The sequence below is a fragment of the Pseudomonas sp. W17 genome, from assembly GCF_040268305.1.
In the GTDB taxonomy this organism is placed as follows: Bacteria; Pseudomonadota; Gammaproteobacteria; order Pseudomonadales; family Pseudomonadaceae; genus Aquipseudomonas; species Aquipseudomonas protegens.
On the sequence record NZ_CP158490.1, the window covers coordinates 6,091,200 to 6,115,219 of the forward strand.

General features: G+C 62.9%; 20 protein-coding genes and 1 pseudogene. 16 read left to right on the plus strand and 5 right to left on the minus strand.

The features are described from left to right. Positions 1 to 20: 20 nt before the first annotated feature. From ABCR88_RS27975 to ABCR88_RS27985, 3 genes are read right to left on the minus strand one after another with little or no spacing between them, the layout of a single operon-like run. The gene (locus ABCR88_RS27975; RefSeq protein WP_011063498.1) at positions 21 to 788 is read right to left on the minus strand and encodes a heme ABC transporter ATP-binding protein; all 768 of its coding nucleotides are present in this window, start codon (positions 786 to 788) and stop codon (positions 21 to 23) included. Next, positions 788 to 1,825, minus strand: a complete 1,038-nt coding sequence (locus ABCR88_RS27980) for an iron ABC transporter permease (protein WP_350403719.1) — start codon at positions 1,823 to 1,825, stop codon at positions 788 to 790. The genes ABCR88_RS27975 and ABCR88_RS27980 overlap by 1 nt, the downstream gene beginning before the upstream one ends. Beyond that, the gene (locus ABCR88_RS27985; RefSeq protein ID WP_232644480.1) at positions 1,822 to 2,697 is read right to left on the minus strand and encodes an ABC transporter substrate-binding protein; all 876 of its coding nucleotides are present in this window, start codon (positions 2,695 to 2,697) and stop codon (positions 1,822 to 1,824) included. Before ABCR88_RS27985 ends, ABCR88_RS27980 begins: the two co-directional genes overlap by 4 nt. Before the next feature lie 219 nt (positions 2,698 to 2,916). Here ABCR88_RS27985 and ABCR88_RS27990 point away from each other — a divergent pair, with 219 nt between their 5' ends. Next, entirely contained in the window at positions 2,917 to 3,234 is a 318-nt protein-coding gene (locus tag ABCR88_RS27990; RefSeq protein ID WP_350403720.1) for a Rieske 2Fe-2S domain-containing protein, read from the plus strand. On the opposite strand, the gene sfsA is transcribed toward ABCR88_RS27990, so the two are convergent. Then, positions 3,231 to 3,944 (minus strand): DNA/RNA nuclease SfsA, encoded by a 714-nt coding sequence (gene sfsA, locus ABCR88_RS27995; protein ID WP_350403721.1) that lies wholly within the window; start codon positions 3,942 to 3,944, stop codon positions 3,231 to 3,233. The genes ABCR88_RS27990 and sfsA overlap by 4 nt on opposite strands. Continuing rightward, positions 3,944 to 5,116 carry a pyridoxal phosphate-dependent aminotransferase gene (locus ABCR88_RS28000; RefSeq protein ID WP_011063503.1) on the minus strand — a complete coding sequence of 391 codons (1,173 nt, stop codon included), beginning with the start codon at positions 5,114 to 5,116 and terminating at the stop codon, positions 3,944 to 3,946. Before ABCR88_RS28000 ends, sfsA begins: the two co-directional genes overlap by 1 nt. A gap of 342 nt (positions 5,117 to 5,458) precedes the next feature. Here ABCR88_RS28000 and dksA point away from each other — a divergent pair, with 342 nt between their 5' ends. The 15 genes and pseudogenes from dksA (at position 5,459) to ABCR88_RS28075 (ending at position 23,981) form a co-directional block, all read left to right on the plus strand. Then, positions 5,459 to 5,899, plus strand: a complete 441-nt coding sequence (gene dksA / locus ABCR88_RS28005) for an RNA polymerase-binding protein DksA (RefSeq protein ID WP_011063504.1) — start codon at positions 5,459 to 5,461, stop codon at positions 5,897 to 5,899. Positions 5,900 to 6,037: 138 nt separating this feature from the next. Beyond that, the gene (gluQRS, locus tag ABCR88_RS28010; protein WP_350403722.1) at positions 6,038 to 6,934 is read left to right on the plus strand and encodes a tRNA glutamyl-Q(34) synthetase GluQRS; all 897 of its coding nucleotides are present in this window, start codon (positions 6,038 to 6,040) and stop codon (positions 6,932 to 6,934) included. A gap of 77 nt (positions 6,935 to 7,011) precedes the next feature. Beyond that, complete coding sequence (locus ABCR88_RS28015; protein WP_003176118.1) at positions 7,012 to 7,188, plus strand: hypothetical protein; 177 nt, start codon at positions 7,012 to 7,014, stop codon at positions 7,186 to 7,188. After that, positions 7,172 to 10,126: a sensor histidine kinase gene (locus tag ABCR88_RS28020; protein ID WP_171820733.1), complete on the plus strand. Its 2,955-nt coding sequence runs from the start codon at positions 7,172 to 7,174 to the stop codon at positions 10,124 to 10,126. Before ABCR88_RS28015 ends, ABCR88_RS28020 begins: the two co-directional genes overlap by 17 nt. A 22-nt stretch (positions 10,127 to 10,148) precedes the next feature. Continuing rightward, positions 10,149 to 11,576, plus strand: a complete 1,428-nt coding sequence (locus tag ABCR88_RS28025) for a sigma-54 dependent transcriptional regulator (RefSeq protein WP_041119922.1) — start codon at positions 10,149 to 10,151, stop codon at positions 11,574 to 11,576. Between the two features lie 744 nt (positions 11,577 to 12,320). Further along, positions 12,321 to 13,712 carry a polynucleotide adenylyltransferase PcnB gene (locus ABCR88_RS28030; protein WP_011063509.1) on the plus strand — a complete coding sequence of 464 codons (1,392 nt, stop codon included), beginning with the start codon at positions 12,321 to 12,323 and terminating at the stop codon, positions 13,710 to 13,712. A gap of 3 nt (positions 13,713 to 13,715) precedes the next feature. After that, complete coding sequence (folK, locus tag ABCR88_RS28035; RefSeq protein WP_015637060.1) at positions 13,716 to 14,195, plus strand: 2-amino-4-hydroxy-6-hydroxymethyldihydropteridine diphosphokinase; 480 nt, start codon at positions 13,716 to 13,718, stop codon at positions 14,193 to 14,195. Positions 14,196 to 14,589: 394 nt separating this feature from the next. After that, on the plus strand, positions 14,590 to 15,390 hold the full coding sequence (gene panB, locus ABCR88_RS28040; protein WP_011063511.1) for a 3-methyl-2-oxobutanoate hydroxymethyltransferase: 801 nt from the start codon (positions 14,590 to 14,592) through the stop codon (positions 15,388 to 15,390). Then, the gene (gene panC, locus ABCR88_RS28045; protein WP_041119923.1) at positions 15,387 to 16,247 is read left to right on the plus strand and encodes a pantoate--beta-alanine ligase; all 861 of its coding nucleotides are present in this window, start codon (positions 15,387 to 15,389) and stop codon (positions 16,245 to 16,247) included. The genes panB and panC overlap by 4 nt, the downstream gene beginning before the upstream one ends. Before the next feature lie 123 nt (positions 16,248 to 16,370). After that, positions 16,371 to 16,520 (plus strand): annotated as a pseudogene (locus tag ABCR88_RS28050) (aspartate 1-decarboxylase); the annotation flags it as partial. 246 nt (positions 16,521 to 16,766) lie between these two features. Then, positions 16,767 to 18,431: a glucose-6-phosphate isomerase gene (pgi, locus tag ABCR88_RS28055; protein WP_011063513.1), complete on the plus strand. Its 1,665-nt coding sequence runs from the start codon at positions 16,767 to 16,769 to the stop codon at positions 18,429 to 18,431. Positions 18,432 to 18,559: 128 nt separating this feature from the next. Further along, a complete protein-coding gene (gene acs, locus ABCR88_RS28060; protein ID WP_350403723.1) occupies positions 18,560 to 20,497 on the plus strand; it encodes an acetate--CoA ligase in 1,938 nt (645 codons plus the stop codon). Positions 20,498 to 20,566: 69 nt separating this feature from the next. Further along, positions 20,567 to 21,433: an oxygenase MpaB family protein gene (locus tag ABCR88_RS28065; RefSeq protein WP_011063515.1), complete on the plus strand. Its 867-nt coding sequence runs from the start codon at positions 20,567 to 20,569 to the stop codon at positions 21,431 to 21,433. Between the two features lie 159 nt (positions 21,434 to 21,592). Continuing rightward, positions 21,593 to 22,771, plus strand: a complete 1,179-nt coding sequence (locus ABCR88_RS28070) for an acetyl-CoA C-acetyltransferase (protein WP_350403724.1) — start codon at positions 21,593 to 21,595, stop codon at positions 22,769 to 22,771. A 193-nt stretch (positions 22,772 to 22,964) separates the two neighbouring features. Beyond that, positions 22,965 to 23,981 carry a class I SAM-dependent methyltransferase gene (locus tag ABCR88_RS28075; RefSeq protein ID WP_350403725.1) on the plus strand — a complete coding sequence of 339 codons (1,017 nt, stop codon included), beginning with the start codon at positions 22,965 to 22,967 and terminating at the stop codon, positions 23,979 to 23,981. Positions 23,982 to 24,020: the final 39 nt, after the last annotated feature.

Sequence of the window (24,020 nt, forward strand, 5' to 3'; positions counted from 1 at the left end):
AGGTCTCTCCGGGCTTCGCCTCAGCGGGCGATGATCAACGGGTGCCCGCGTTCGGGATGCTCCTGCACCAGAACTTCCAGGCCGAACACCGCCTTCAAGGGCTCGGGCCGCAGTACTGCGGTCGGTGTTCCCAATGAATGCGGGCGGCCGCCTTCAAGCAACAAGACCCGGTCACAATAACGCGCAGCCAGATTCAGGTCATGCAGGATGACCAGCACCGCCGCGCCGCGGTCGGCGAAGGCTCGAATGGCCTGCAAGGTGACGTGCTGGTGCAAGGGGTCGAGTGCAGAAGTGGGCTCATCCAGCAGCAGGTTGTGCCCTGGCTGGCCCGGCCACAGTTGCGCCAGGACCCGCGCCAGATGCACCCGCTGGCGCTCGCCGCCGGACAGCGCGAGATAGCTGCGCCCCGACAGGTGCGCCACATCGGCAGCATTCAAAGCAGCGTTGACGATTTCCTCGTCACGCACGCGCCCGGTCTGATGGGGCAAACGCCCCAGCGCCACCACCTCCTCCACACGAAAGGCGAAATCCAGGCTCGAAGCCTGGGGCAGCACTGCCAGGCGCTGCGCACGCTCGGCGCCCGACCAATGAGCCAGTTCCTGATCATCCAGCAGCACCTGTCCCTGATGAGCCGCCAGTTCACCACTCAAGCCCCCCAAGAGGCTGCTTTTACCTGCACCATTAGGGCCGAGGACTCCCAGCACCTCGCCCGGCAGCAACTGCAGGTCGATGCCAGCCAGGACGTCTTTGCCTCCGCGCCGCACATGCAGGTTCTCGACTCGCAGCATCAGGCACGCCCTCGCAACAACAGGTACAGAAAGAATGGCGCACCGATAAAGGCCGTGACGATACCGATGGGCAACTCGGCAGGCGCCAGCGCCAGGCGCGCCACCAGGTCAGCCAACAGCAGCAGGCTGGCTCCGGCCAGGATCGAGGCCGGGAGCAAGGTCCGGTGATCCGGACCGGACAACAGGCGCACCAGATGCGGCACCACCAGGCCGACAAAACCGATCATTCCCGCCGCCGCCACGGCAGCGCCCACACCCAGCGCGGTGCAGAACACCAGCTCACGCTTGAGACCTTCGACATCGATGCCAAGGTGCTTGGCCTCGGACTCGCCCAACAGCAGTGCATTCAACGCCTTGGCCCGGCGCGGCAGCCACAGCGCAACCGCGGCGGTCACCAGCAGCAAGGGCCACAAGCGCTGGTAACTGGCACCATTCAGGCTGCCCAGGTTCCAGAAAGTCAGAGTGCGCAACGTGGCGTCGTCCGCCAGATAGGTGAACAACCCCACCGCCGAACTGGCCAGCGCCGTCAGGGCAATCCCCGCCAGCAGCATGGTTGCCACATGGGTCTGCCCGTTGCGCCGCCCCAGGCGATACACCAGCGCCGTCACCCCCAGGCCGCCAAGGAAGGCACACAGGGAGAGCAAATAAGGGCCGACAGCCTCTGGCAGGCCGCCGAACATCGAGCCGCCAACAATGGCGATGGCCGCACCCAATGCTGCACCACTGGAAACCCCCACCAACCCCGGGTCCGCCAGGGGGTTGCGAAACAGCCCCTGCATGGCGACCCCGGACAGCGCCAGAACTCCGCCCACCGCAAGACCGAGCAGAGTCCGGGGCAAGCGAATCTGTCCCAGGATCAGTTCCGCCTGCTCCAGGCCCTGCCCGTCGATCGGCAATCCAAGCAGGTGCAAGGCGGCACGCAAGGTATCAAACAAGGGCAGGCTGACAGGGCCCAGGGCCAGGGACAGCCAGATCGCCACAAGGCACAGGACGCCCAGCCCGATAAACAGTGTTCGAGGCTTGACCAGACGATTCATTGGGCCGGCTTGGCCTGGGGATAAAAGGCGCTGGAGAGGCGTTTCAGGCTATCAGGCAAGCGAGGGCCCAGGCCTCCCACCAGCAAGGTCGGGTCCAGTTCCACCACCCGCCCGGCCTTGGCCGCCGGTGTGGATGCCAGCACCGGGTTCTCCTTGAACAGTGCGGCACGAGCGGCATCGCCGGTCAGGCTGCGATCGGAGAACACCAGTACATCCGGATTCAAGCCCGCCAGGGATTCGACCGAGAATGGCTTATAGCCGGTATGAGTCGCCAGGTTGCGCCCACCGGCCTGTTGCAATAGCCAATTCGCGGCGGTGTCCTTGCCGGCGATCAGGGGTTTGCCGCCGGCATGCCCGAGCAACAACAGCACCCCGGGCGCCGCGTGCTGCGCTTGAGCCTGGGCGACCCAGGCCTGCTGCTGCCCAAGTTGTTGCTGATAGCCTTGGAACAGTTGCCCGGCCTGCTCTTCTCGACCCAGCAATAGCCCCAGGTGCTGCAGGGTAGCTTGCAAGGTCGGCAAGTCGGCCTGGGCGGAAAACAGTTCGACCTTGACCCCGGCACTACGGATCTGCGAAAGCACTGGCGGCGGCCCCATCTCCTCGGTACCCACCAGAATCTGCGGCCGCAGGCTGAGAATGCCTTCGGCCGACAACTGACGCTGATAGCCGATGCTCGGCAGCGCCTTGAGCGACTCCGGGTGCTGGCTGGTGGTATCGACGCCCACCAGCTTGGACTCGCCCCCCAGAGCCGTTATCCACTCGGACAAGGCCCCACCGGCACTGACCCAACGCTGCGGCAACTCATCAGCGGCGGCCCACTGGCTCACCAGCAATCCGGCACAGAACGCAATGGCGCAGGCACTCAGGCGCATAAGAACATTTCCTTCATTAAAGTGGGGGCCCGCGCAGCTGCTGTCCATGTGACATGCCGGACAGGCCGGGCATCGAAAGGAACAAGCGTCCCGTAACGGGCGGGGCGGCCATTTGATAATTGTTTTCATTTAGCCGTCAAGCGCCGACATGTTTCATCCTGCAGCCGGAAAGAAACTGTGACAGCCTGGACGCAGAGCCTTCGGACCAAGAGGATAGCCATGAAATTTCTTTGCGCCGGCAACGATCTGCCCGAAGCCGGCAGCCGGGGCTTCCAGCTCTCGGGGCTGAAGCTGTTCGCCGTGCGGCGCGAGCAGCGAGCCTATGTCTATGCCAATCGCTGCCCGCACCGGGGAGTGGCGCTGGAGTGGCAGGCTGACCAGTTCCTCGACCCCAGCGCCAGCCTGATCCAGTGCGCCACCCATGGCGCCCTGTTTCTGATCGAGAGCGGAGAGTGCGTGGCCGGACCTTGCGCCGGCCAGTTCCTGGAGAGCATCGGCTGCCATGAAGACAGCAAGGGGATCTGGGTGGACCTCTAATCCCCGAGCAACACTTCAAGACGCCGGTCGATGCACACTTGCTCGGCCGTCAGGCACACACCATAGGCCAGCACCTTAACCCCCGCCGCGCGGGCTTCGCGCAGGGCAGCGGCGTACCCCGGATCGATCTCCTGCGCCGGCCGCACCGCGTCGATGCCCGAAAGGTTGACGCAATACAGCTGAACCGCCCGCACGCCCGCCCGGGCCAGGCTCGCCAGTTCCCGCAGATGCTTGGCGCCGCGCTGGGTCACGGCATCGGGAAACGCTGCCACCGGCGTGCCATCGAACCCCAGGGTGACGCTTTTGACCTCGACGTACGCCGGACCGTCCGGGTAATCCAGGCGAAAATCGATACGGCTGTTCTCTTGCCCGTAAGGCACCTCGCGCTTGAGCCCGGTGAAGCCGTTCAACTCGCTGATAAGCCCCGCCCGCAAGGCTTCTTCTACCAGCCCGTTGGCCCGCCCGGTGTTGACGCAGGCCAGGCGGCCTTGAGGGGTTTCGCTGATTTCCCAGGTGCCCGGCAACTTGCGCTTGGGGTCATTGGAGCGGCTGAACCACACCTGCCCGCCCTCGACCATGCAATTGAGCATCGAGCCGGTATTGGGGCAATGGATGGTCAACAGCTCGCCGGTGGTGGTTTCGATGTCCGCCAGGAAGCGCTTGTACCGACGCAGCAGACGCCCCTCTTCCAGGGGAGGATCGAAGCGCATCAGGCGTGCCAGCTCTGCAGGCCACGGGCGATACGCTCAACCGCCTCCTGCAGGCGTTCCAGGCTCTGGGTATAGGCAAAACGCACATGATGGCCAGCCTGGTGCCGGCCGAAGTCCAGGCCAGGGGTAAAGGCCAGGTGCTCGGTTTCCAGGAAGTGCCGGCAGAAGGCGAAGGCATCACCGCCGAAGGCGCTGATGTCCGCGTACAAGTAGAACGCCCCTTCAGGTTCCACAGCGATGCCGAAGCCCAACTCACGCAAGGCTGGCAGCAGGAAATCCCGGCGGCGCCCGAACTCGGCGCGGCGCTCCTCGAGGATCTCCAGGGTCTGCGGCTCGAAGCAAGCCAGCGCAGCATACTGGGCCATGCTCGGCGCACTGATATAGAGGTTCTGTGCCAGCTTTTCCAGTTCACCCACGGCTGCCGGCGGAGCTACCAGCCAGCCCAGGCGCCAGCCGGTCATGCCGAAATATTTGGAGAAACTATTCAGGACGAAAGCGCTGTCATCCACTTCCAGAACGCTGGCGGCATCGGTGCCATAGGTCAGGCCATGGTAGATCTCGTCCACCACCAGATGCCCGTTGCGAGCCTTGATCGCGGTGGACAAACCCGCCAACTCGTCCCGGCTCAGGACCGTGCCGGTGGGGTTCGCCGGCGAGGCCACCAGGGCGCCCACGCTGTCCTGATCCCAATAGCGCTCCACCAGGTCCGGCGTCAGTTGGTAACGCACATCCGGCCCCACCGGGACCAACTGCGCAGCCCCTTCCACCAGACGCAGAAAATGCCGGTTGCACGGATAACCCGGGTCCGCCAGCAGCCAGTGCTTGCCCGGGTCCACCAACAGGCTGCTGGTCAACAACAGGGCTCCGGAACCACCGGGGGTGATCATGATCCGCTCGGGATCGATGTCCAGGCCGTAACGCTGCTGATAGAAGCCGGAAATCGCCCCTCGCAGCTCGGGAATTCCGCGGGCTGCGGTGTAGCGCGTCTTGCCGGCGCTCAGCGCGGCCTGCCCGGCCTTGATGATCGGCTCGGCGGTGGTGAAGTCCGGTTCGCCGATTTCCAGGTGAATCACATCATGCCCGGCGGCTTGCAGCTCATTGGCGCGGGCCAGCAAGGCCATGACATGGAAAGGTTCGATAGCGCGACTACGCGCACTGTAGGGCTGAGCCATTAGCCGTCCTTCATTGATTCGAGGGGGGAGCAAAGGACCGATTCTACCCATCTGATCAAGCCCGGGAGAACCCAGGCGGATCCGAGCGGTCTGTTGCTTGCGCCAACTGGCGCCAACACAACCCGCAGACTTGACTAAAATCAATGATTGAACGAACCGATCAACAAGCCATGTCAGACTTTTCCCATATCCATGGACGAAGCAGGACATAGGCTCGACAACCGGGAGTAGCGCGCTCTGGTTTGATCTGGTAAGTTCGCCCGCTTGCAGCCGCAGGGCCGGCAAGTGTCGGAGATGGAGCAATCCTGCGCAATGGATTACAAGAGTAGAGGCGGTCCATTCATGCCCACCCAAGCAAAGCAACAGATTCAATCGATCAGCGGTTTTGAACCTTACGTTGAAACTGCGGGCGAAGAGTACATGGGCAAGCCCATGCGCGAGCACTTCACCAAGATCCTGAACAAGTGGAAACAGGACTTGATGCAGGAAGTCGACCGCACTGTTGATCACATGAAAGACGAAGCGGCCAACTTCCCCGACCCGGCTGACCGTGCCAGCCAGGAAGAAGAGTTCAGCCTCGAACTGCGGGCCCGTGATCGCGAGCGCAAGTTGATCAAGAAGATCGACAAGACCCTGCAACTGATCGAAGACGAAGAATACGGCTGGTGCGAATCCTGCGGCGTCGAGATCGGCATCCGCCGGCTGGAAGCCCGCCCAACCGCCGACATGTGCGTCGACTGCAAGACACTGGCGGAAATCAAGGAAAAACAAGTCGGCAAATAATCGCCGACTGGAACCTGAAACGGAGCGTACCCACGCTCCGTTTTCGTTTCTGCCTACCCTGCAAGAGCAAGCCCGCTCGCCAAAGCGATCCCCCGGCACCATCGTCATCCCGGGGCCAGACGAAGTAACATCCGCTCCATGACTGCCTCCACCTCTTTCTCATACATCGGGCGCTTCGCCCCCACTCCCAGCGGCTATCTGCATTTCGGCTCTCTGGTTGCCGCGCTTGCCTCCTATCTTGATGCCCGCGCCGTCGGCGGCCGCTGGCTGCTGCGCATGGAGGACCTTGACCCGCCCCGGGAAGAGCCCGGTGCCCAGGCGGCCATTCTCAAGGCTCTGGAAAGCTACGGCTTCGAATGGGACGGGCAGATGATCCGCCAGAGCGATCGCCACGACGCCTATGGCGAAATCCTCAATCGCCTGTTCCAGCAGGGCCTGGCCTATGCCTGCACCTGTTCGCGCAAACAGCTGGAACCCTACCACGGCATTTACCCAGGACTGTGCCGCAACCTCGGCCACGCCCAGGACGACGCCGCGATCCGCCTGCGGGTACCCGAACTGGAGTATCGCTTCGTCGATCGGGTCCAGGGCGAATACCGCCAGCATCTGGGCCGGGAAGTGGGGGATTTTGTGATCCGCCGCCGCGACGGTCTCTACGCTTACCAACTGGCCGTGGTGCTCGACGATGCCTGGCAAGGCATCACTGATATTGTGCGCGGCGCCGACCTGCTGGATTCCACACCGCGCCAGCTGTACCTGCAGGAACTGCTGGGCCTTTCCCAGCCCCGCTACTTGCATGTACCACTGATCACCCAGCCGGACGGGCACAAACTGGGCAAGTCCTACCGTTCGCCCCCGCTGACCGAGGATCAGGCCCCGCCCCTGCTGCTGCGCGCCCTGCGGGCACTGGGCCAGAAGCCACCGACGGACCTCGATGGCGCCAGCGTCGCGCAGATAATGGCCTGGGGCATGGCCCATTGGGATGCCGCCCTGATTCCACGCACACTGAGCGTGCCGGAAGCGCAATTAAGCTGACGCCACTTGCAGCTTGGCGCCCATCCGTTACCATCGCCGCACGTTTTCGGGCACGCACACAATAAAGAGAGGCCGAGATGTACATCTATCGCTTGGTCCTGCTCCTGGTAGTGGGGATCTATCTGTTCTCCCCCGCCATCATGGATTGGTGGATCGATGCTACTGGCGCCTGGTATCGCCCGTATCTGCTCTGGCTGATTCTGATCGTCGTGACCTTCATCCTGCAGAGCCAAAAAGATGCCGATGAGCTTTAGCCTGACCCAGATGATCCTGATCAGCGCCGCCTACCTGGCGGTGCTGTTCGGCGTTGCCTGGATCAGTGAGCGCGGGATGATCCCCCGCTCGATCATTCGCCACCCGTTGACCTACACCCTGTCACTCGGGGTCTATGCCAGTGCCTGGGCGTTCTACGGCACGGTCGGCCTGGCCTACCAGTACGGCTATGGCTTTCTGTCCAGCTACCTGGGGGTTTCCGGGGCCTTCCTGCTGGCACCGGTACTGCTCTACCCGATCCTGAAAATCACCCGCACCTACCAGCTGTCATCCCTGGCCGACCTGTTCGCCTTCCGTTTTCGCAGTACCTGGGCCGGTGCGCTGACCACGATCTTCATGCTGATCGGCGTGCTGCCATTACTGGCGCTGCAGATCCAGGCCGTGGCCGACTCCATTGGCATTCTCACCCACGAGCCAGTGCAACATCGGGTGGCGCTGAGCTTTTGCGCGCTGATCACCTTGTTCACGATCTTCTTCGGCTCGCGGCATATCGCCACCCGGGAAAAACATGAAGGCCTGGTGTTCGCCATTGCCTTCGAATCGGTGATCAAGCTGATCGCCATTGGCGGTGTCGGCCTGTACGCGCTGTACGGGGTATTCGACGGCCCGCAACAACTGGAACTCTGGCTGCTGCAGAACCAGACTGCCCTCGCCGCACTGCATACACCCCTTCAGGAAGGCCCGTGGCGCACCCTGCTACTGGTGTTCTTCGCCTCGGCGATCGTCATGCCGCACATGTACCACATGACCTTTACCGAGAACCTCAACCCTCGCGCCCTGGTCAGCGCCAGTTGGGGGCTGCCGCTGTTCCTGCTGCTGATGAGCCTGGCAGTGCCGCTGATTCTCTGGGCTGGCCTCAAGCTCGGCGCTACCACCAACCCGGAATACTTCACCCTGGGCATCGGCATCGCCGCCAACAGCCCGGCCCTGGCTCTGCTGGCCTATGTCGGCGGGCTGTCGGCCGCCAGCGGCCTGATCATCGTCACCACCCTGGCGCTCTCGGGGATGGCCCTGAACCACCTGGTGCTGCCGCTCTACCAACCGCCGGCGGAAGGCAACATCTACCGCTGGCTGAAGTGGACCCGCCGCGCCCTAATCGTCGCCATTATCATGGCCGGCTACGCCTTCTACCTGCTGTTGGGCGCCGAGCAGGACCTGGCCAACCTGGGGATAGTGGCCTTCGTCGCCACCCTGCAATTTCTTCCGGGCGTACTGTCGGTGCTGTACTGGCCGACTGCCAATCGCCGGGGCTTCATCGCTGGCCTGCTGGCGGGGATCCTGGTGTGGCTGGTGACCATGCTGCTGCCGTTGATCGGCAACCTGCAGGGTTTCTACATCCCGCTGCTGAACATGATCTACGTCCTTGACGACACCAGTTGGCATATGGCGGCCATTGCCTCGCTGGCGGCCAACGTCCTGATGTTCACCCTGATCTCGCTGTTCACCAATGCCAGCACCGAGGAGGCCAGCGCCGCCGAAGCCTGTGCCGTGGACAACGTGCGCCGTCCACAACGCCGGGAACTGCACGCCGCCTCGCCCCAGGAGTTCGCCACCCAACTGGCCAAGCCGCTGGGGGCCAAGGCAGCCCAGAAGGAAGTGGAGCAGGCCCTGCGTGATCTGTATCTGCCCTTTGACGAACGCCGCCCTTACGCCCTGCGGCGCCTGCGCGACCGCATCGAAGCCAACCTGTCCGGATTGATGGGCCCCAGTGTCGCCCAGGACATGGTGGAAACCTTCCTGCCCTACAAGGCCGGTGGAGAAAACTACGTCACCGAGGACATCCACTTCATCGAAAGCCGGCTGGAGGACTACCACTCACGCCTCACCGGCCTGGCCGCCGAGCTCGATGCCCTGCGCCGCTATCACCGGCAAACCCTGCAAGAGCTGCCGATGGGGGTCTGCTCCCTGGCCAAGGACCAGGAGATCCTCATGTGGAACAAGGCCATGGAGGAGCTCACCGGTATACCAGCCCAGCACGTGGTGGGCTCACGCCTGAGCACCATTACCAACCCGTGGAAGGACCTGCTGCAGGGCTTTATCAACCTGCCGGACGAACACTTGCACAAACAGCACCTGGCCCTTGATGGCCAGACCCGCTGGCTGAACCTGCACAAGGCCGCCATCGATGAGCCTCTGGCCCCGGGCAACAGCGGCCTGGTACTGCTGGTGGAAGACCTGACCGAAACTCAGACCCTGGAAGACAAGCTGGTGCACTCCGAACGCCTGGCCAGCATCGGGCGCCTGGCGGCCGGGGTGGCCCATGAGATCGGTAACCCGATTACCGGCATCGCCTGCCTGGCGCAGAACCTGCGCGAAGAACGGGAAGAGGACGGCGAACTGACGGAAATCAGCGAGCAGATCCTCGAACAGACCAAACGCATCTCGCGCATCGTCCAGTCGCTGATGAGCTTCGCCCACGCTGGCAGCCATCAGCACAACGACGAGTCGGTGTGCCTGGCCGAAGTGGCCCAGGACGCCATTGGCCTGCTGGCGTTGAACCGGCGCAATTTCGAGGTGCAGTTCTTCAACCTGTGCGATCCCGACCACTGGGTCGACGGTGATCCCCAGCGCCTTGCCCAGGTACTGATCAACCTCCTTTCCAACGCCCGCGACGCCTCCCCTCCTGGCAGCGCGGTACGCGTCAAGAGCGAGGCTTTCGAGCACACGGTCGACCTGATCGTGGAGGACGAAGGCAGCGGCATTCCGAAGAACATCATGGACCGATTATTCGAACCGTTTTTCACCACCAAAGACCCTGGGGAAGGCACCGGTCTGGGCCTTGCACTGGTCTATTCCATCGTTGAAGAGCATTATGGACAAATCACCATCGACAGCCCGGCCGATCCTCAAAGCCAACGCGGCACCCGTATCCGGGTGACTTTACCGCGTCATGTCGAAGCGACGTCCGCTGTGAACTGAGACCGTCGAGAGAATTGAATCAATGCCGCATATTCTGATCGTCGAAGACGAAACCATTATCCGCTCCGCCCTGCGCCGCCTGCTGGAACGCAACCAGTACCAGGTCAGCGAAGCCGGCTCAGTGCAGGAGGCACAGGAACGCTTCAGCATTCCCACTTTCGATCTGATCGTCAGTGACTTGCGCCTGCCAGGCGCCCCGGGCACCGAATTGATCAAGCTCGGCCAGGGCACTCCGGTGCTGATCATGACCAGCTACGCCAGCCTGCGCTCAGCCGTGGACTCGATGAAAATGGGCGCGGTGGACTACATCGCCAAGCCGTTCGATCACGATGAAATGCTCCAGGCCGTGGCGCGGATCCTGCGGGATCGGCAAAGCGCCGAAAATTCCCCGCCAGACCGTCCGGCCGCCAAGGCTGGCGCCACTGCGGAGCGGGCCGGTGCGGGCAACAACAATGGCGAAATCGGCATCATCGGTTCCTGCGCTCCCATGCAGGATCTGTACAGCAAGATCCGCAAAGTGGCGCCCACTGACTCCAATGTACTGATTCAGGGTGAATCCGGTACCGGCAAGGAACTGGTGGCCCGGGCCCTGCACAACCTGTCCAAGCGTGCCAAGGCACCGATGATTTCGGTGAACTGCGCAGCCATTCCGGAAACCCTGATCGAGTCCGAACTGTTCGGCCACGAGAAAGGCGCGTTCACCGGGGCCAGCGCCGGCCGTGCCGGCCTGGTAGAAGCTGCGGACGGCGGCACCCTGTTCCTCGACGAGATTGGCGAGCTACCGCTGGAGGCGCAGGCGCGATTGCTGCGAGTACTGCAGGAAGGCGAAATCCGCCGTGTCGGCTCGGTACAGTCACAGAAAGTCGATGTGCGCCTGATTGCAGCCACTCACCGCGACCTGAAAAGCCTGTCGAAAATAGGCCAGTTCCGTGAAGACTTGTACTACCGCCTGCACGTGATTGCCCTGAAACTGCCGGCCCTGCGTGAGCGCGGTGCAGACGTCAATGAAATTGCCAATGCCTTTCTGGCCCGCCAGAGCGCGCGCGTCGGCCGCACGGACCTTAAGTTCGCCGCCGATGCAGAACAGGCCATCCGCCATTACTCCTGGCCGGGGAACGTGCGCGAACTGGAGAACGCTGTCGAGCGTGCGGTCATTCTGTGCGAAAGCCCGGAAATCTCGGCCGACCTGCTGGGCATCGACATCGAACTGAGCGACCTGGAAGACGACGACTTCGTCGGCCTGCCCCCACAAGCGGGTAACACCAGCCACGAACCGACCGAAGACCTGTCCCTGGAGGACTACTTCCAGCACTTCGTCCTCGAACACCAGGACCACATGACCGAGACCGAGCTGGCACGCAAACTGGGCGTCAGCCGCAAGTGCCTGTGGGAACGTCGTCAGCGCCTGGGCATCCCACGGCGCAAGAGCGGGGTCGCCAGCGAAAGCTGAACTACGGCTGACGAAAACGCGGGTAACACTCGCTTTTGTGAAAAAAACTGTTACCTGCTCCATCGCACGTAACAGGAACCGGGGCTAAAGGTAACGAAGCCCCGGTTTTTTTTGCCCTGAAAAACACCCAACGGCACGCCTAACCCCTTGTTTTACTGGGGATCGCAAAAGTTGGCACGGCACCTGCTATATGTTTGGTACAAGAACAATAACAAGCAATGCACAAGACAATAAAAATAAGACGAATCGACTCACGCATAATAAAAACAACACGGCGGAGGCGCAGCTAACTGATTCTTTTGGAGAGGCGTTGTATTTGGGGCTTGCCCCACAACCAGGCCGAGAACAACAAAAACTGCCCTAAGGCAGAGCCTGAACTGGTTGGATCGAAAGGTCATTGCAACTCAGCGATCAAAGCAATCCGTTTGCTCTTGGCTCCCGATTGGGAGGGTCATCCTGGGTAAACCAGATGACAAGGGCGTTTAACAAAAACAAGAAGCCCGAAACCAATAATAAAAATAGAGCACGCAACTATTCTGGGGGAGCTTCGGCTCCCCTTGTGGTTTCCGGAATTCGTGTTTTCACTCCCCCGCCCCCATCCAACCTCGCCAAACCGCAGCTCAGCGCCAGCCTGTACAAGTCGCGGCAGCTTCCTACACCATCCTTCGACTAAATGCTAGAATCCCCGCCCATCATGCGGCCACTCTTCGTTTTGGCCGAATATTCCTTCAAACAGTGCATCCCATGCTGAAGAAGCTGTTCCAGTCATTCCGTTCTCCCTTGCGTCGTACGCAACATAAACGCAGCACGCCTGAAGTGCTCAATAGCAGCCAGCATTCGCTGCAACGTGCCCAGTTCAGCCGGTATGCGGTGAATATCGTCGAACGCCTGCAGAACGCCGGCTACCAGGCCTACCTGGTGGGTGGCTGCGTGCGCGACATGCTGCTCAATATCACCCCCAAGGACTTCGACGTCGCCACCAGCGCCACGCCGGAACAGGTCAAGGCCGAGTTCCGTAACGCGCGCATCATTGGCCGGCGTTTCAAGCTGGTGCACATCCACTTCGGTCGCGAAATCATCGAAGTTGCGACTTTCCGCGCCAATCACCCGCAAAACGAAGACGACGAGGACAGTAACCAGTCATCGCGCAACGAAAGCGGGCGGATCCTGCGGGACAACGTCTATGGCACCCTGGAAGAGGACGCGCAACGTCGCGACTTCACCATCAATGCCCTGTACTACGATCCGGTCAGCGAACGCATTCTCGATTACGCCAATGGCGTACACGACATTCGTAACAACCTGATCCGCCTGATCGGCGATCCTCGCCAGCGTTATCAGGAAGACCCGGTACGTATGCTTCGGGCAGTACGCTTTGCAGCAAAACTGAACTTCGGCATCGAGAAACACACTGCCGCGCCCATCCGCGAACTGGCACCGATGCTGCGGGAGATCCCCTCGGCGCGCCTGTTCGAAGAAGTGCTCAAGCTGTTCCTCTCCGGCTACGCGGCGGACACCTTCGAAATGCTGGTGGACCTGCAACTGTTCGACCCGTTGTTCCCGGCCAGCGCCGAAGCCCTGGAGTACAACCCGACCTACACCCATACGCTGATCAGCGAAGCCTTGGTCAACACCGACCTGCGGATCAAGCAGAACAAGCCGGTGACCCCAGCCTTCCTGTTCGCCGCCCTGCTCTGGCCAGCCCTGCCGGCCCGAGTGCTGCGCCTGCAGGAGCGTGGCATGCCGCCGATTCCGGCCATGCAGGAAGCCGCCCACGAGCTGATCGCCGAACAGTGCCAGCGCATCGCTATTCCCAAGCGTTTCACCATGCCGATCCGCGAAATCTGGGATATGCAGGAACGCCTGCCACGGCGCAGCGGCAAGCGCGCCGACCAGTTACTGGACAATCCGCGCTTCCGCGCCGGCTACGACTTCCTGCTGCTGCGCGAAAGCGCCGGCGAGCAGACCGATGGCCTGGGAGAATGGTGGACCGACTATCAGGACGCCAATGACGCCGAACGCCGCGACATGATCCGCGACCTCAGCGGCAAGGAAGACGCCAGTGGCGCGCCACGCAAGCGCCGGCGCAGCAGCGGTGCCAAGCGTAAGCGCAGCAGCGGCGCATCGGGCGAGTAATAGATGGAACGCATCTATATCGGCATGGGCAGCAATCTGGCAGCCCCTGAAGCACAACTGCGCAGTGCCACCGAGGCCCTCGCGCAGTTGCCCGAAAGCCGCCTGCACGGCGTATCGGCCTTCTACCAGAGCGACTCATTGCTCCCAGGCCAGCCACGCTATACCAACGCCGTCGCGGCGCTGGACAGCGCGCTGGCGCCGCTAGCCCTGCTGGACGCCTTGCAGGCCATCGAAAACCAGCAAGGCCGCGAGCGAAATGAGCGCTGGGGCCCACGTACCCTGGATCTGGACATCCTGTTGTTCGGCGATCGACTGATCGACGAACCCCGCCTCAAAGTCCCCCATTACCACATGCAGGCGCGCCCCTTCGTGCTCTACCCGTTGGCGGAACTGGCCCCTGCCGACCTGCAATTGGCTGACGGCCGCACCCTGCACGAACTGCTCGCTGCCTGCCCATTTGTCGGCCTGGAACGCCTGGCCTGACCGCTGAAACGCATCAGTAACGGCGGTAACACTGGCAGCGTAACAATGCGGTAACACATCTAATTGACTTCCCGAGTTCTCCTCACGACTATAGGCGTCCCGTTGCCGCCATCACGGCGCTAAAGGGCGCAATTCAAGTGAAGTCGGTTCGCGGCGAGCCCGGGAAACGCCAGGCAGGGGCAGTTGTGCAACGGCGGTGGCACCCGCTGGCATGGCACCTCTTCTGGGCACAGAATGATGGGCCCGACGCCACAGGCGCGACTCCCGCAAGCCCGTTCAAATCGCTTGGAACCAGGCTGTATAAGCACGACAAAAGACCGTGCGCCTGAATAACGAAGAATCACGCGCGTTACTCGCAGTAGTTTCCAAAGCGCCTGAAATGAGGACCCCTTTCATGCCAGATATCACTCTGACCACCCTGCAAAGCCTCAAGCAGAAAGGTGAGAAAATCACCATGCTGACCTGCTACGACGCCACCTTCGCCCACACCTGCTGCGAGGCAGGCGTCGAAGTCCTGCTGGTAGGCGACTCCCTGGGCATGGTGCTGCAAGGACACGACAGCACACTGCCCGTCAGCACCGCTGACATGGCCTATCACGTCGCGGCGGTCAAGCGCGGCAACAACGGGGCACTGATCCTGGCCGACCTGCCATTCATGTCCTACGCCACCACTGAACAGGCCCTGAGCAGCTCGGCCCAGCTGATGCAGGCCGGCGCCCATATGCTCAAGATCGAAGGCGCAGCCTGGCTGGCCGAGCCGGTGCGCCTGCTGAACGAGCGTGGAGTGCCGGTCTGCGTGCACATGGGGCTGACGCCACAGACCGTGAACGTTCTGGGCGGCTACAAGGTCCAGGGCCGCAATGAAAGCCAGGCACGGCAGATGCGTGCCGATGCCATCGCCCTGGAGCAGGCCGGCGCGGCAATGCTGCTGCTGGAGTGCGTGCCCAGTGAACTGGCGGCGGAAATCACCCAGGCGGTGAAGATCCCGGTAATAGGTATCGGTGCCGGCAATGCTACCGACGGCCAGGTCCTGGTGCTCCACGACATGCTGGGGCTGTCCCTCAGTGGTCGCTCGCCGAAGTTCGTGAAGAACTTCATGGCAGGCAAGGACAGTATCCAGGCCGCCTTGAGCGCCTATGTCGAAGAAGTCAAAGCCGTCACCTTCCCTGGCGCCGAACACGGGTTCTCTGCATGAATACAGTCAAAACCGTGCGCGAATTGCGCGCCGCGGTCGCGCGCGCGCGCAGTGAGGGCAAGCGGATCGGCTTCGTGCCCACCATGGGCAACCTGCACAGTGGCCACGCCGCCCTGGTGGCCAAAGCCGCCCAGCGGGTGGACTTCGTGGTCGCCAGCATCTTCGTCAACCCACTGCAGTTCGGTGCCGGCGAAGATCTGGACAAGTACCCACGCACCCTCGCCGCCGACCAGGAAAAATTGCTGGAAGCCGGTTGCCACCTGCTGTTTGCCCCCAGCGTCGAAGAAATGTACCCCGACGGCATGGCCGGGCAGACCCGGGTCAGCGTTCCCCAGCTGTCCGAAGGCCTGTGCGGCGCCAGCCGTCCCGGGCATTTCGAAGGCGTGGCTACAGTGGTCAGCAAGCTGTTCAACATGGTCCAGCCCGATCTCGCGGTGTTTGGCCAGAAGGACTACCAACAGTTGGCAGTGATTCGGGCCCTGGTGCACGACCTGAACATGCCGATCCAGATCATCGGTGAGCCAACGGTACGTGCCGCCGACGGCCTCGCCCTGTCGTCGCGCAACGGCTACCTGAGCGAAGAGCAGCGCGCTATCGCCCCGGTGCTGTACCGCAGCCTGAGCCAGATTGCCCAGGCCATCAGGAACGGCGAACGCGACTATCCCAAGCTTGTGGCCGAACAACAGCAGCAGCTTGAAGCCGCCGGTCTGCGCCGTGACTACCTGGAAATCCGCCAGGCACAGAACCTGCGTCCAGCCACCGCGCAAGACCGTGAACTGGTGATTCTTGTGGCAGCCTATCTGGGCGCGACACGGTTGATCGACAACCTGCACCTGGACCTCGACACACCGGCATGAACGCCCGATTGCCCGAACTCCAACCTTCGGGCAAACTGCCGCCGGCTGGGGCCTGCAGCCCATGACTGCGGGCCCCGTTCAAGGATCCGCCCCAGGGAACACCCCATGTACACCATCATGTTCAAGGCCAAGGTCGGTGATCGAGCGACCCTCTGTACCTATGCTCCCTGCAGTGAAGCCGAACCGCTCGGTTCCAGGCCGCGCATGCTGCACATGGCCCCTGGCAATGAGCAGAGCCTTACCAGCCCTGCGATTGCGGATCAGGTCGCCTGACGCTTCCCCCTATTTCTACCCATTGAAAACCCGAATCCAGACCAGGCAGGCCCGCTGAGTACAAAATAGTACTGGCCACCAGTCGGACAAAGCCAAGACAGAACAGCACGCCGGGGTTACTGTTATCCCCCCGAGTGATTAAACGTATCAGCACAAGGCCGGCCCAACGGGTCCTTGAGACCGCGCAGGACGTTCCGGGCTTTTCAGTGTCCAAAAGGCAGTTCAAGCAAAAGGAAAACCGCAGCGATGGCGTACTACCGCACTCCTCATGACGTTACCGCTCTGCCCGCCTGGCAAGCGTTGAAAGACCACCGCCAAGCCATGCAGGATTTCAGCATGCGCGAGGCGTTCAATGCCGATCCGCAGCGCTTCAGCCAATTCACCCTGAGCAGCTGCGGGCTGTTTCTCGACTATTCGAAAAACCTGATCACCAGCGAAACCCGCGACCTGCTGGTGAACCTGGCCAAGGAAGTCGGCCTCTCAGACGCCATCAAGTCCATGATCACCGGCGAACTGGTCAACGCTTCCGAAGGCCGCCCGGCCTTGCACACCGCACTGCGCCGCCCGGTGGGCGACAAGCTGTCGGTGAACGGTGTCAACGTGATGCCAGAAGTGCACAAGGTACTGAACCAGATCACCGAGCTGGTGGGCCGCATCCACGACGGCCTGTGGCGCGGCTACACCGAGAAGCCCATCACCGACGTGGTGAACATCGGCATCGGCGGCTCCTTCCTCGGCCCGGAACTGGTCTCCGAAGCGCTGTTGTCCTACGCCCAGAAAGGCGTGCGCTGCCATTACCTGGCGAACATCGATGGCAGCGAATTCCATGAGCTTTCTGCGAAAATCCGTGCAGAAACTACGCTATTCATCGTTTCCTCCAAGTCTTTCAATACCCTCGAAACCCTGAAGAACGCCCAGGCAGCACGGGCCTGGTACCTGGCCCAGGGCGGCTCGGAGGCCGAACTGCACCGCCACTTCATCGCCGTGTCGAGCAACAATGCGGCGGCAGTGGCCTTCGGCATTCGCGAAGAGAACATCTTCCCGATGTGGGACTGGGTCGGTGGGCGCTACTCGCTGTGGTCCGCCATCGGCCTGCCGATCGCCCTGGCCATCGGCATGTCCAACTTCAAGGAACTGCTGTCCGGTGCCTACACCATGGACCAGCATTTCCAGAGCGCCCCATTCGAACAGAACATGCCGGTGCTGCTGGCGCTACTGGGCGTGTGGTACGGCAATTTCTGGGGCGCGCAGAGCCACGCGATCCTGCCGTACGACCACTACCTGCGCAACATCACCAAGCACTTGCAACAATTGGACATGGAATCCAACGGCAAGAGCGTGCGCCAGGACGGTACTCCGGTGGCCACCGATACCGGCCCGGTGATCTGGGGCGGCGTGGGCTGCAACGGCCAGCATGCCTACCACCAGTTGCTGCACCAGGGCACCCAGTTGATTCCGGCCGACTTCATCGTGCCGATCGTCAGCTTCAACCCGGTGGCCGACCACCATCAATGGCTGTACGCCAACTGCCTGTCCCAGAGCCAGGCACTGATGCTGGGCAAGACCCGCGCCGAAGCCGAGAGCGAACTGCGCGAGAAAGGCCTGAGCGAAGCCGAAATCGCGAAACTGGCACCGCACAAGGTGATTCCCGGCAACCGTCCGAGCAACACTCTGGTGGTGGAGCGCATCAGCCCGCGGCGCCTTGGCGCACTGGTGGCGCTGTATGAACACAAGGTGTTCGTGCAAAGCGTGGTCTGGGGCATCAACGCCTTCGACCAGTGGGGCGTGGAGCTGGGCAAGGAGCTGGGCAAAGGCGTCTACAACCGTCTGGTCGGCAGCGACGAAACCCTGGCCGACGACGCATCGACCCAAGGCCTGATCAACTACTTCCGCGGCCGTCACCGCGGCTGATCGACCCTGTCACCTCAGGAGCCGGCCACACCGGCTCCTGTCCGGGCCCCGGCCCTTCCCCACTTGAACCTTCCCGGCACTTGTGCGCACCCTTATGACTTGTCGCAAAACAAGAATAAGGAACCGTCATGTTCGATATCAGCACTTTTCCGAAAGCCGATGCCGTCCGCCGGGCGGCACAAATGAGTCAGGACGACTACCACCACCTCTACCGCCAGTCCATTGAGCAACCGGACCAGTTCTGGGCCGAGCAGGCCAGGCGCTTCCTGCACTGGAGCAGCCCCTGGGACAGCGTCCACAGCCACGACATGCGCACCGGCGAGGCCAACTGGTTTCGCGGTGGCCAACTCAACGTCAGCTACAACTGCATCGACCGTCATCTGGAAAAACGCGGCCATCAGGCGGCGATCATCTGGGAAGGTGACAACCCGGCAGACTCCCAGCGCATCACCTACCAGGAACTCCACGACCGGGTCTGCCGCCTGGCCAACGTGCTGAAAAGCCGTGGCGTGAAGAAGGGCGACCGGGTGTGCATCTACATGCCGATGATTCCCGAAGTGGCCTACGCCATGCTCGCCTGCACCCGGATCGGCGCGGTGCATTCGGTGGTGTTCGGCGGTTTTTCGCCGGAGGCCCTGCGCGACCGCATTCTCAACGCCGACTGCCGCACCGTGATCACCGCCGATGAAGGCGTGCGCGGCGGCAAACTGATTCCGCTGAAGAGCAACGTCGACAAGGCCCTGCTCAGTTGCCCGGATGTCAGCAGCGTGCTGGTGGTCGAACGCACCCGCAACCCGGTGAACTGGGTGCCAGATCGCGACATTTCCTATGAACAGGCCGTGGCTGGCGCCAGCAACCAATGCGCCCCCGAGCCGATGGACGCCGAAGACCCGCTGTTCATCCTCTACACCTCCGGCAGCACCGGCAAACCCAAGGGCGTGCTGCACACCACCGGCGGCTACCTACTACAGGCCGCCATGACCTTCAAGTACGTGCTGGACTACCGCGACGGCGAAGTCTTCTGGTGCACCGCCGACGTCGGCTGGGTCACCGGCCACAGCTACATCCTCTACGGCCCCCTGGCCAACGGCGCGACCACGCTGATCTTCGAAGGCGTGCCCAGCTACCCCAGCACCTCGCGTTTCTGGGAGGTGGTGGACAAGTATCAGGTGAACATCTTCTACACCGCGCCCACCGCTCTGCGTGCCCTGATGCGCGAAGGCAGCGCCCCGCTACAGAACACCTCCCGCGCCAGCCTGCGCTTGCTCGGCAGCGTCGGCGAGCCGATCAACCCGGAAGCCTGGGAGTGGTATTTCAACGTGGTCGGCGAACAACGCTGCCCGATTGTCGATACCTGGTGGCAGACCGAAACCGGCGGCATCATGCTCAGCCCCCTGGTCAGCGCCCGGCAGATCAAGCCCGGATGCGCCTCGACCCCGATGTTCGGCGTACAACCGGTGCTGCTGGACGACCAGGGCAAGGAAATCCATGGGGCAGGCAGCGGTATCCTGGCAATCAAGGCCAGTTGGCCGGCGCAGATCCGTAGCGTCTATGGCGATCCCAAACGCATGGTCGAAACCTATTTCGCTCCCTACCCCGGCTATTACTTCACCGGTGATGGTGCCCGGCGCGACGAGGATGGAAGCTACTGGATCACCGGGCGCATCGACGACGTGATCAACGTTTCCGGGCACCGCATCGGCACCGCCGAAGTGGAAAGCGCCCTGGTGCTGCACGACAGCATCGCCGAAGCGGCGGTGGTCGGTTACCCCCATGATCTCAAGGGCCAGGGAATCTATGCCTTCGTCACACCGATGCAGGGCGTCGAGCCCGACGAGGCACTGAAGAAGGAACTGCTGGCCCTGGTCTGCCGCGAGATCGGCAGTTTCGCCAAGCCGGAGCTGATCCAGTGGGCTCCGGCCCTGCCGAAAACTCGCTCGGGCAAGATCATGCGGCGTATCCTGCGCAAGATCGCCTGCAACGAACTGGATACCCTGGGTGACACTTCGACCCTGGCGGACCCCAGCGTGGTGGACGGCCTGATCGACAAACGCCTGAACGTTTGAAACCGGCGCGGCATCCGCCGCGCTTCTTTTTTAAATAGCCACACCTTTAAATAGCCACACCGAGCTGTCATGGAATTCATTCGCAGCCGCATCGAAAGCCAGGTCATGAGCCTGTCCGGCCTGTCTCTGGGCCAACTCGACCTGGAACATCCCAAAGGTGACCCCGGCCTGTTCGGGCCGGGGTCCGTCAGTTGGCAGGTGCACGCCGACTTCAGCAGCATGCTGATCGGCGGCATCAGCGCCCTGTTGATGCAGGCCCTGCATCCTTTGGCCTTGGCCGGCGTCTGGGATCACTCGAACTTTCGCCAGGACATGATCGGCCGCCTGCGCCGCACCGGGCAGTTCATCTCCGGCACCACCTTCGGCTCCCGCCAGGACGCCGAATGGCTGATCGACAAGGTACGCAGCATTCACTTGCACATAGTCGGCACCGCCCCCGATGGCCGCCCCTATGCTGCCAGCGACCCCGATCTGCTGACCTGGGTTCACGTGGCTGAGGTCAGCAGCTTTCTTGCTGCGCACTTGCGTTACCTCAACCCTCATCTTTCCGGGGCTGACCAGGATCGCTACTACGACGAGATCGCCCTGATCGCCGAACGCCTGGGAGCCCGGGACGTGCCGCGCTCGCGACGCGCCGTGGCCGACTACCTGCAGGCCATGCGCCCCCAACTGCTCTGCGACCAGCGCAGCCGGGAGGTCCTGCGCCTGCTGCTGGCGGCCCCAGCCCCCAGCCGCCTGGCCAAACCCTTCGGTTCGTTGATGATGCAGGCCGGCATCGACCTGCTGCCGGACTGGGCCAGCGCCATGCTCGAGGTCAATCAGAACCCGCTGCAACGCCAACTGATTCGTGCCAGCGTCAAGCGCAGCACGCCGATGCTGCGCTGGGCGGTACGGGACAGTTCCGTGCACCGGGCGAAACGACGCATGGGCCTGTAAAAACCGACCGTTCAAGCACAACCCGACCGGCCGGTTCGCGATTGGCCGGCTCCCGGGGTTGTGTGCAACCATGATTTCGCCAATTTCCAGTGCCTGTGCCGCCCGGCCAACACCCGCACCACGCCACAGGTCCCCGCCACCGAACACAAGGACCCGATCATGCAAGACGTCGTAATCGTTGCCGCCACCCGCACCGCCGTGGGCAGTTTCCAGGGCTCCCTGGCGAACATTCCCGCCGTTGACCTGGGCGCCGCGGTCATCCGCCAATTGCTGGCCCAGACCGGCATCGACCCGGCCCAGGTCGACGAAGTGCTCATGGGCCAGGTGCTCACCGCCGGCGCCGGGCAGAACCCCGCACGCCAGGCCGCGATCAAGGCCGGCCTGCCCCACGCCGTGCCCGCCATGACCCTGAACAAGGTCTGCGGCTCCGGCCTCAAGGCCCTGCACCTGGGCGCCCAGGCCATCCGCTGCGGCGATGCCGAGGTGATCATCGCCGGCGGCCAGGAAAACATGAGCCTGTCCAACTACGTGCTGCCCGGCGCCCGCACCGGCCTGCGCATGGGCCACAGCCAGATGGTCGACTCCATGATCAGCGACGGCCTGTGGGACGCTTTCAACGACTACCACATGGGCATCACCGCCGAGAACCTGGTGGAGAAATACGGCATCAGCCGTGAAGCCCAGGACGCCTTCGCCGCCGCTTCCCAGCACAAAGCCGCAGCGGCCATCGAGGCCGGGCGCTTTGTCGACGAGATCACCCCGATCCAGATTCCCCAACGCAAGGGCGAGCCGCTGACCTTCGCCACCGACGAGCAGCCACGCCCCGGCACCACCGCCGAAGCCCTGGCCAAGCTCAAGCCGGCGTTCAAGAAAGACGGCAGCGTCACCGCCGGCAACGCCTCGGCGCTGAACGACGGCGCCGCCGCGGTGATGCTGATGAGCGCCAGCAAGGCCCGGGCCCTGGGCCTGCCGGTGCTGGCAAAAATTGCCGCCTACGCCAACGCCGGCGTCGACCCGGCGATCATGGGCATCGGCCCGGTCTCGGCCACCCGCCGCTGCCTGGACAAGGCCGGCTGGACCCTGGACCAGTTGGACCTGATCGAAGCCAACGAAGCCTTCGCCGCGCAGTCGCTGTCGGTGGCCAAGGAGCTGGAATGGGACGCCAGCAAGGTCAACGTCAACGGCGGTGCGATCGCCATCGGCCACCCGATTGGTGCATCGGGCTGCCGGGTGCTGGTGACCCTGCTGCATGAAATGATCAAGCGTGATGCCAAAAAGGGCCTGGCGACCCTGTGCATCGGCGGCGGCCAGAGTGTGGCCCTGGCGATCGAGCGCTAACCTCCGCGCAAAACCGCCCTCCTTGTAGGAGCTGGCTTGCCAGCGAAGGCGTCCGTGAGAGCGCTTTCGCCAGCAAGCTGGCTCCTACGGGGAAGACGTGCGCATGATCGTCTTTGCCGGCAAGCTGGCTCCTACAACGGACGGGACGCTGGTAAACTGCCGCGCCTCACTCCTCAGCTCCAAGGCGCTCCGCATGTCCTCCTTGAATCAGGCGCTGCGCGCCGCTCTCGATCACCGCCAGGACCTGCTCGCCGAGCTGCATCAGCAAGGCACCGACTGCTATCGCCTGTTCCACGGCAGCCAGGAGGGTGCCGGCGGCCTGACCATCGACCGCTATGGCCCGCAATTGCTGGTACAGAGCTTTCACCAGACGCTGGAACGCGACGCCCTGCTGCAACTGCACGACAGCATCAATCAGCATCTGAACCTGTCGACCCTGCTGGTCTACAACGACCGCTCCCGGGGCAACTCGCGGATCGACCGCGAAGACTCGGTGTACCGCGCCGAAGAGGCTGCCCTGGAGGACCTGGTTGGCCACGAATGGGGCCTGAATTACCGCGTGCGTGGACGCCACGCCGGGCAGGACCCGCTATTGTTTCTCGACCTGCGCAACGCCCGTGGCTGGGTCAAGCAGCACAGCGCGGGTAAAAGCGTGCTCAACCTCTTCGCCTACACCTGTGGCGTAGGCCTCAGCGCCGCAGCTGGCGGCGCGCGCGAGGTGTGCAACCTGGACTTCGCCGAGGGCAACCTGGCCGTCGGACGGGAGAACGGCCAGCTCAACCCGCAATTGCCACAGATGCAGTTCGTGCAGTCGGACTATTTCCCGGCCATCCGCCAACTGGCGGGCCTGCCCATCAGCCAGCGCCGCGGGCAGAAACTGCCCAGCTATCCGCGTCTTGAACAGCGCCAGTACGACCTGATACTGCTGGACCCGCCAGCCTGGGCCAAGAGCGCCTTCGGTACGGTCGACCTGCTGCGTGATTACCAGAGCCTGCTCAAGCCGGCACTGCTGGCCACCGCCGAAGACGGCGTGCTGATCTGCTGCAACAACCTGGCCAAGGTCTCGATGCCGGACTGGCGTGAACAAGTATTGCGCTGCGCCGAGAAGGCCGGGCGTCCGGTACGCGACTGCCAGGTCCTAGTACCCGCCGCGGACTTCCCCTCCCAAGACGGGCAACCCCCACTGAAAACCTTGATCCTGCAACTTTGACCAAGGGCAGGAAATCTGAACAATCCTGAAGACTGGAGT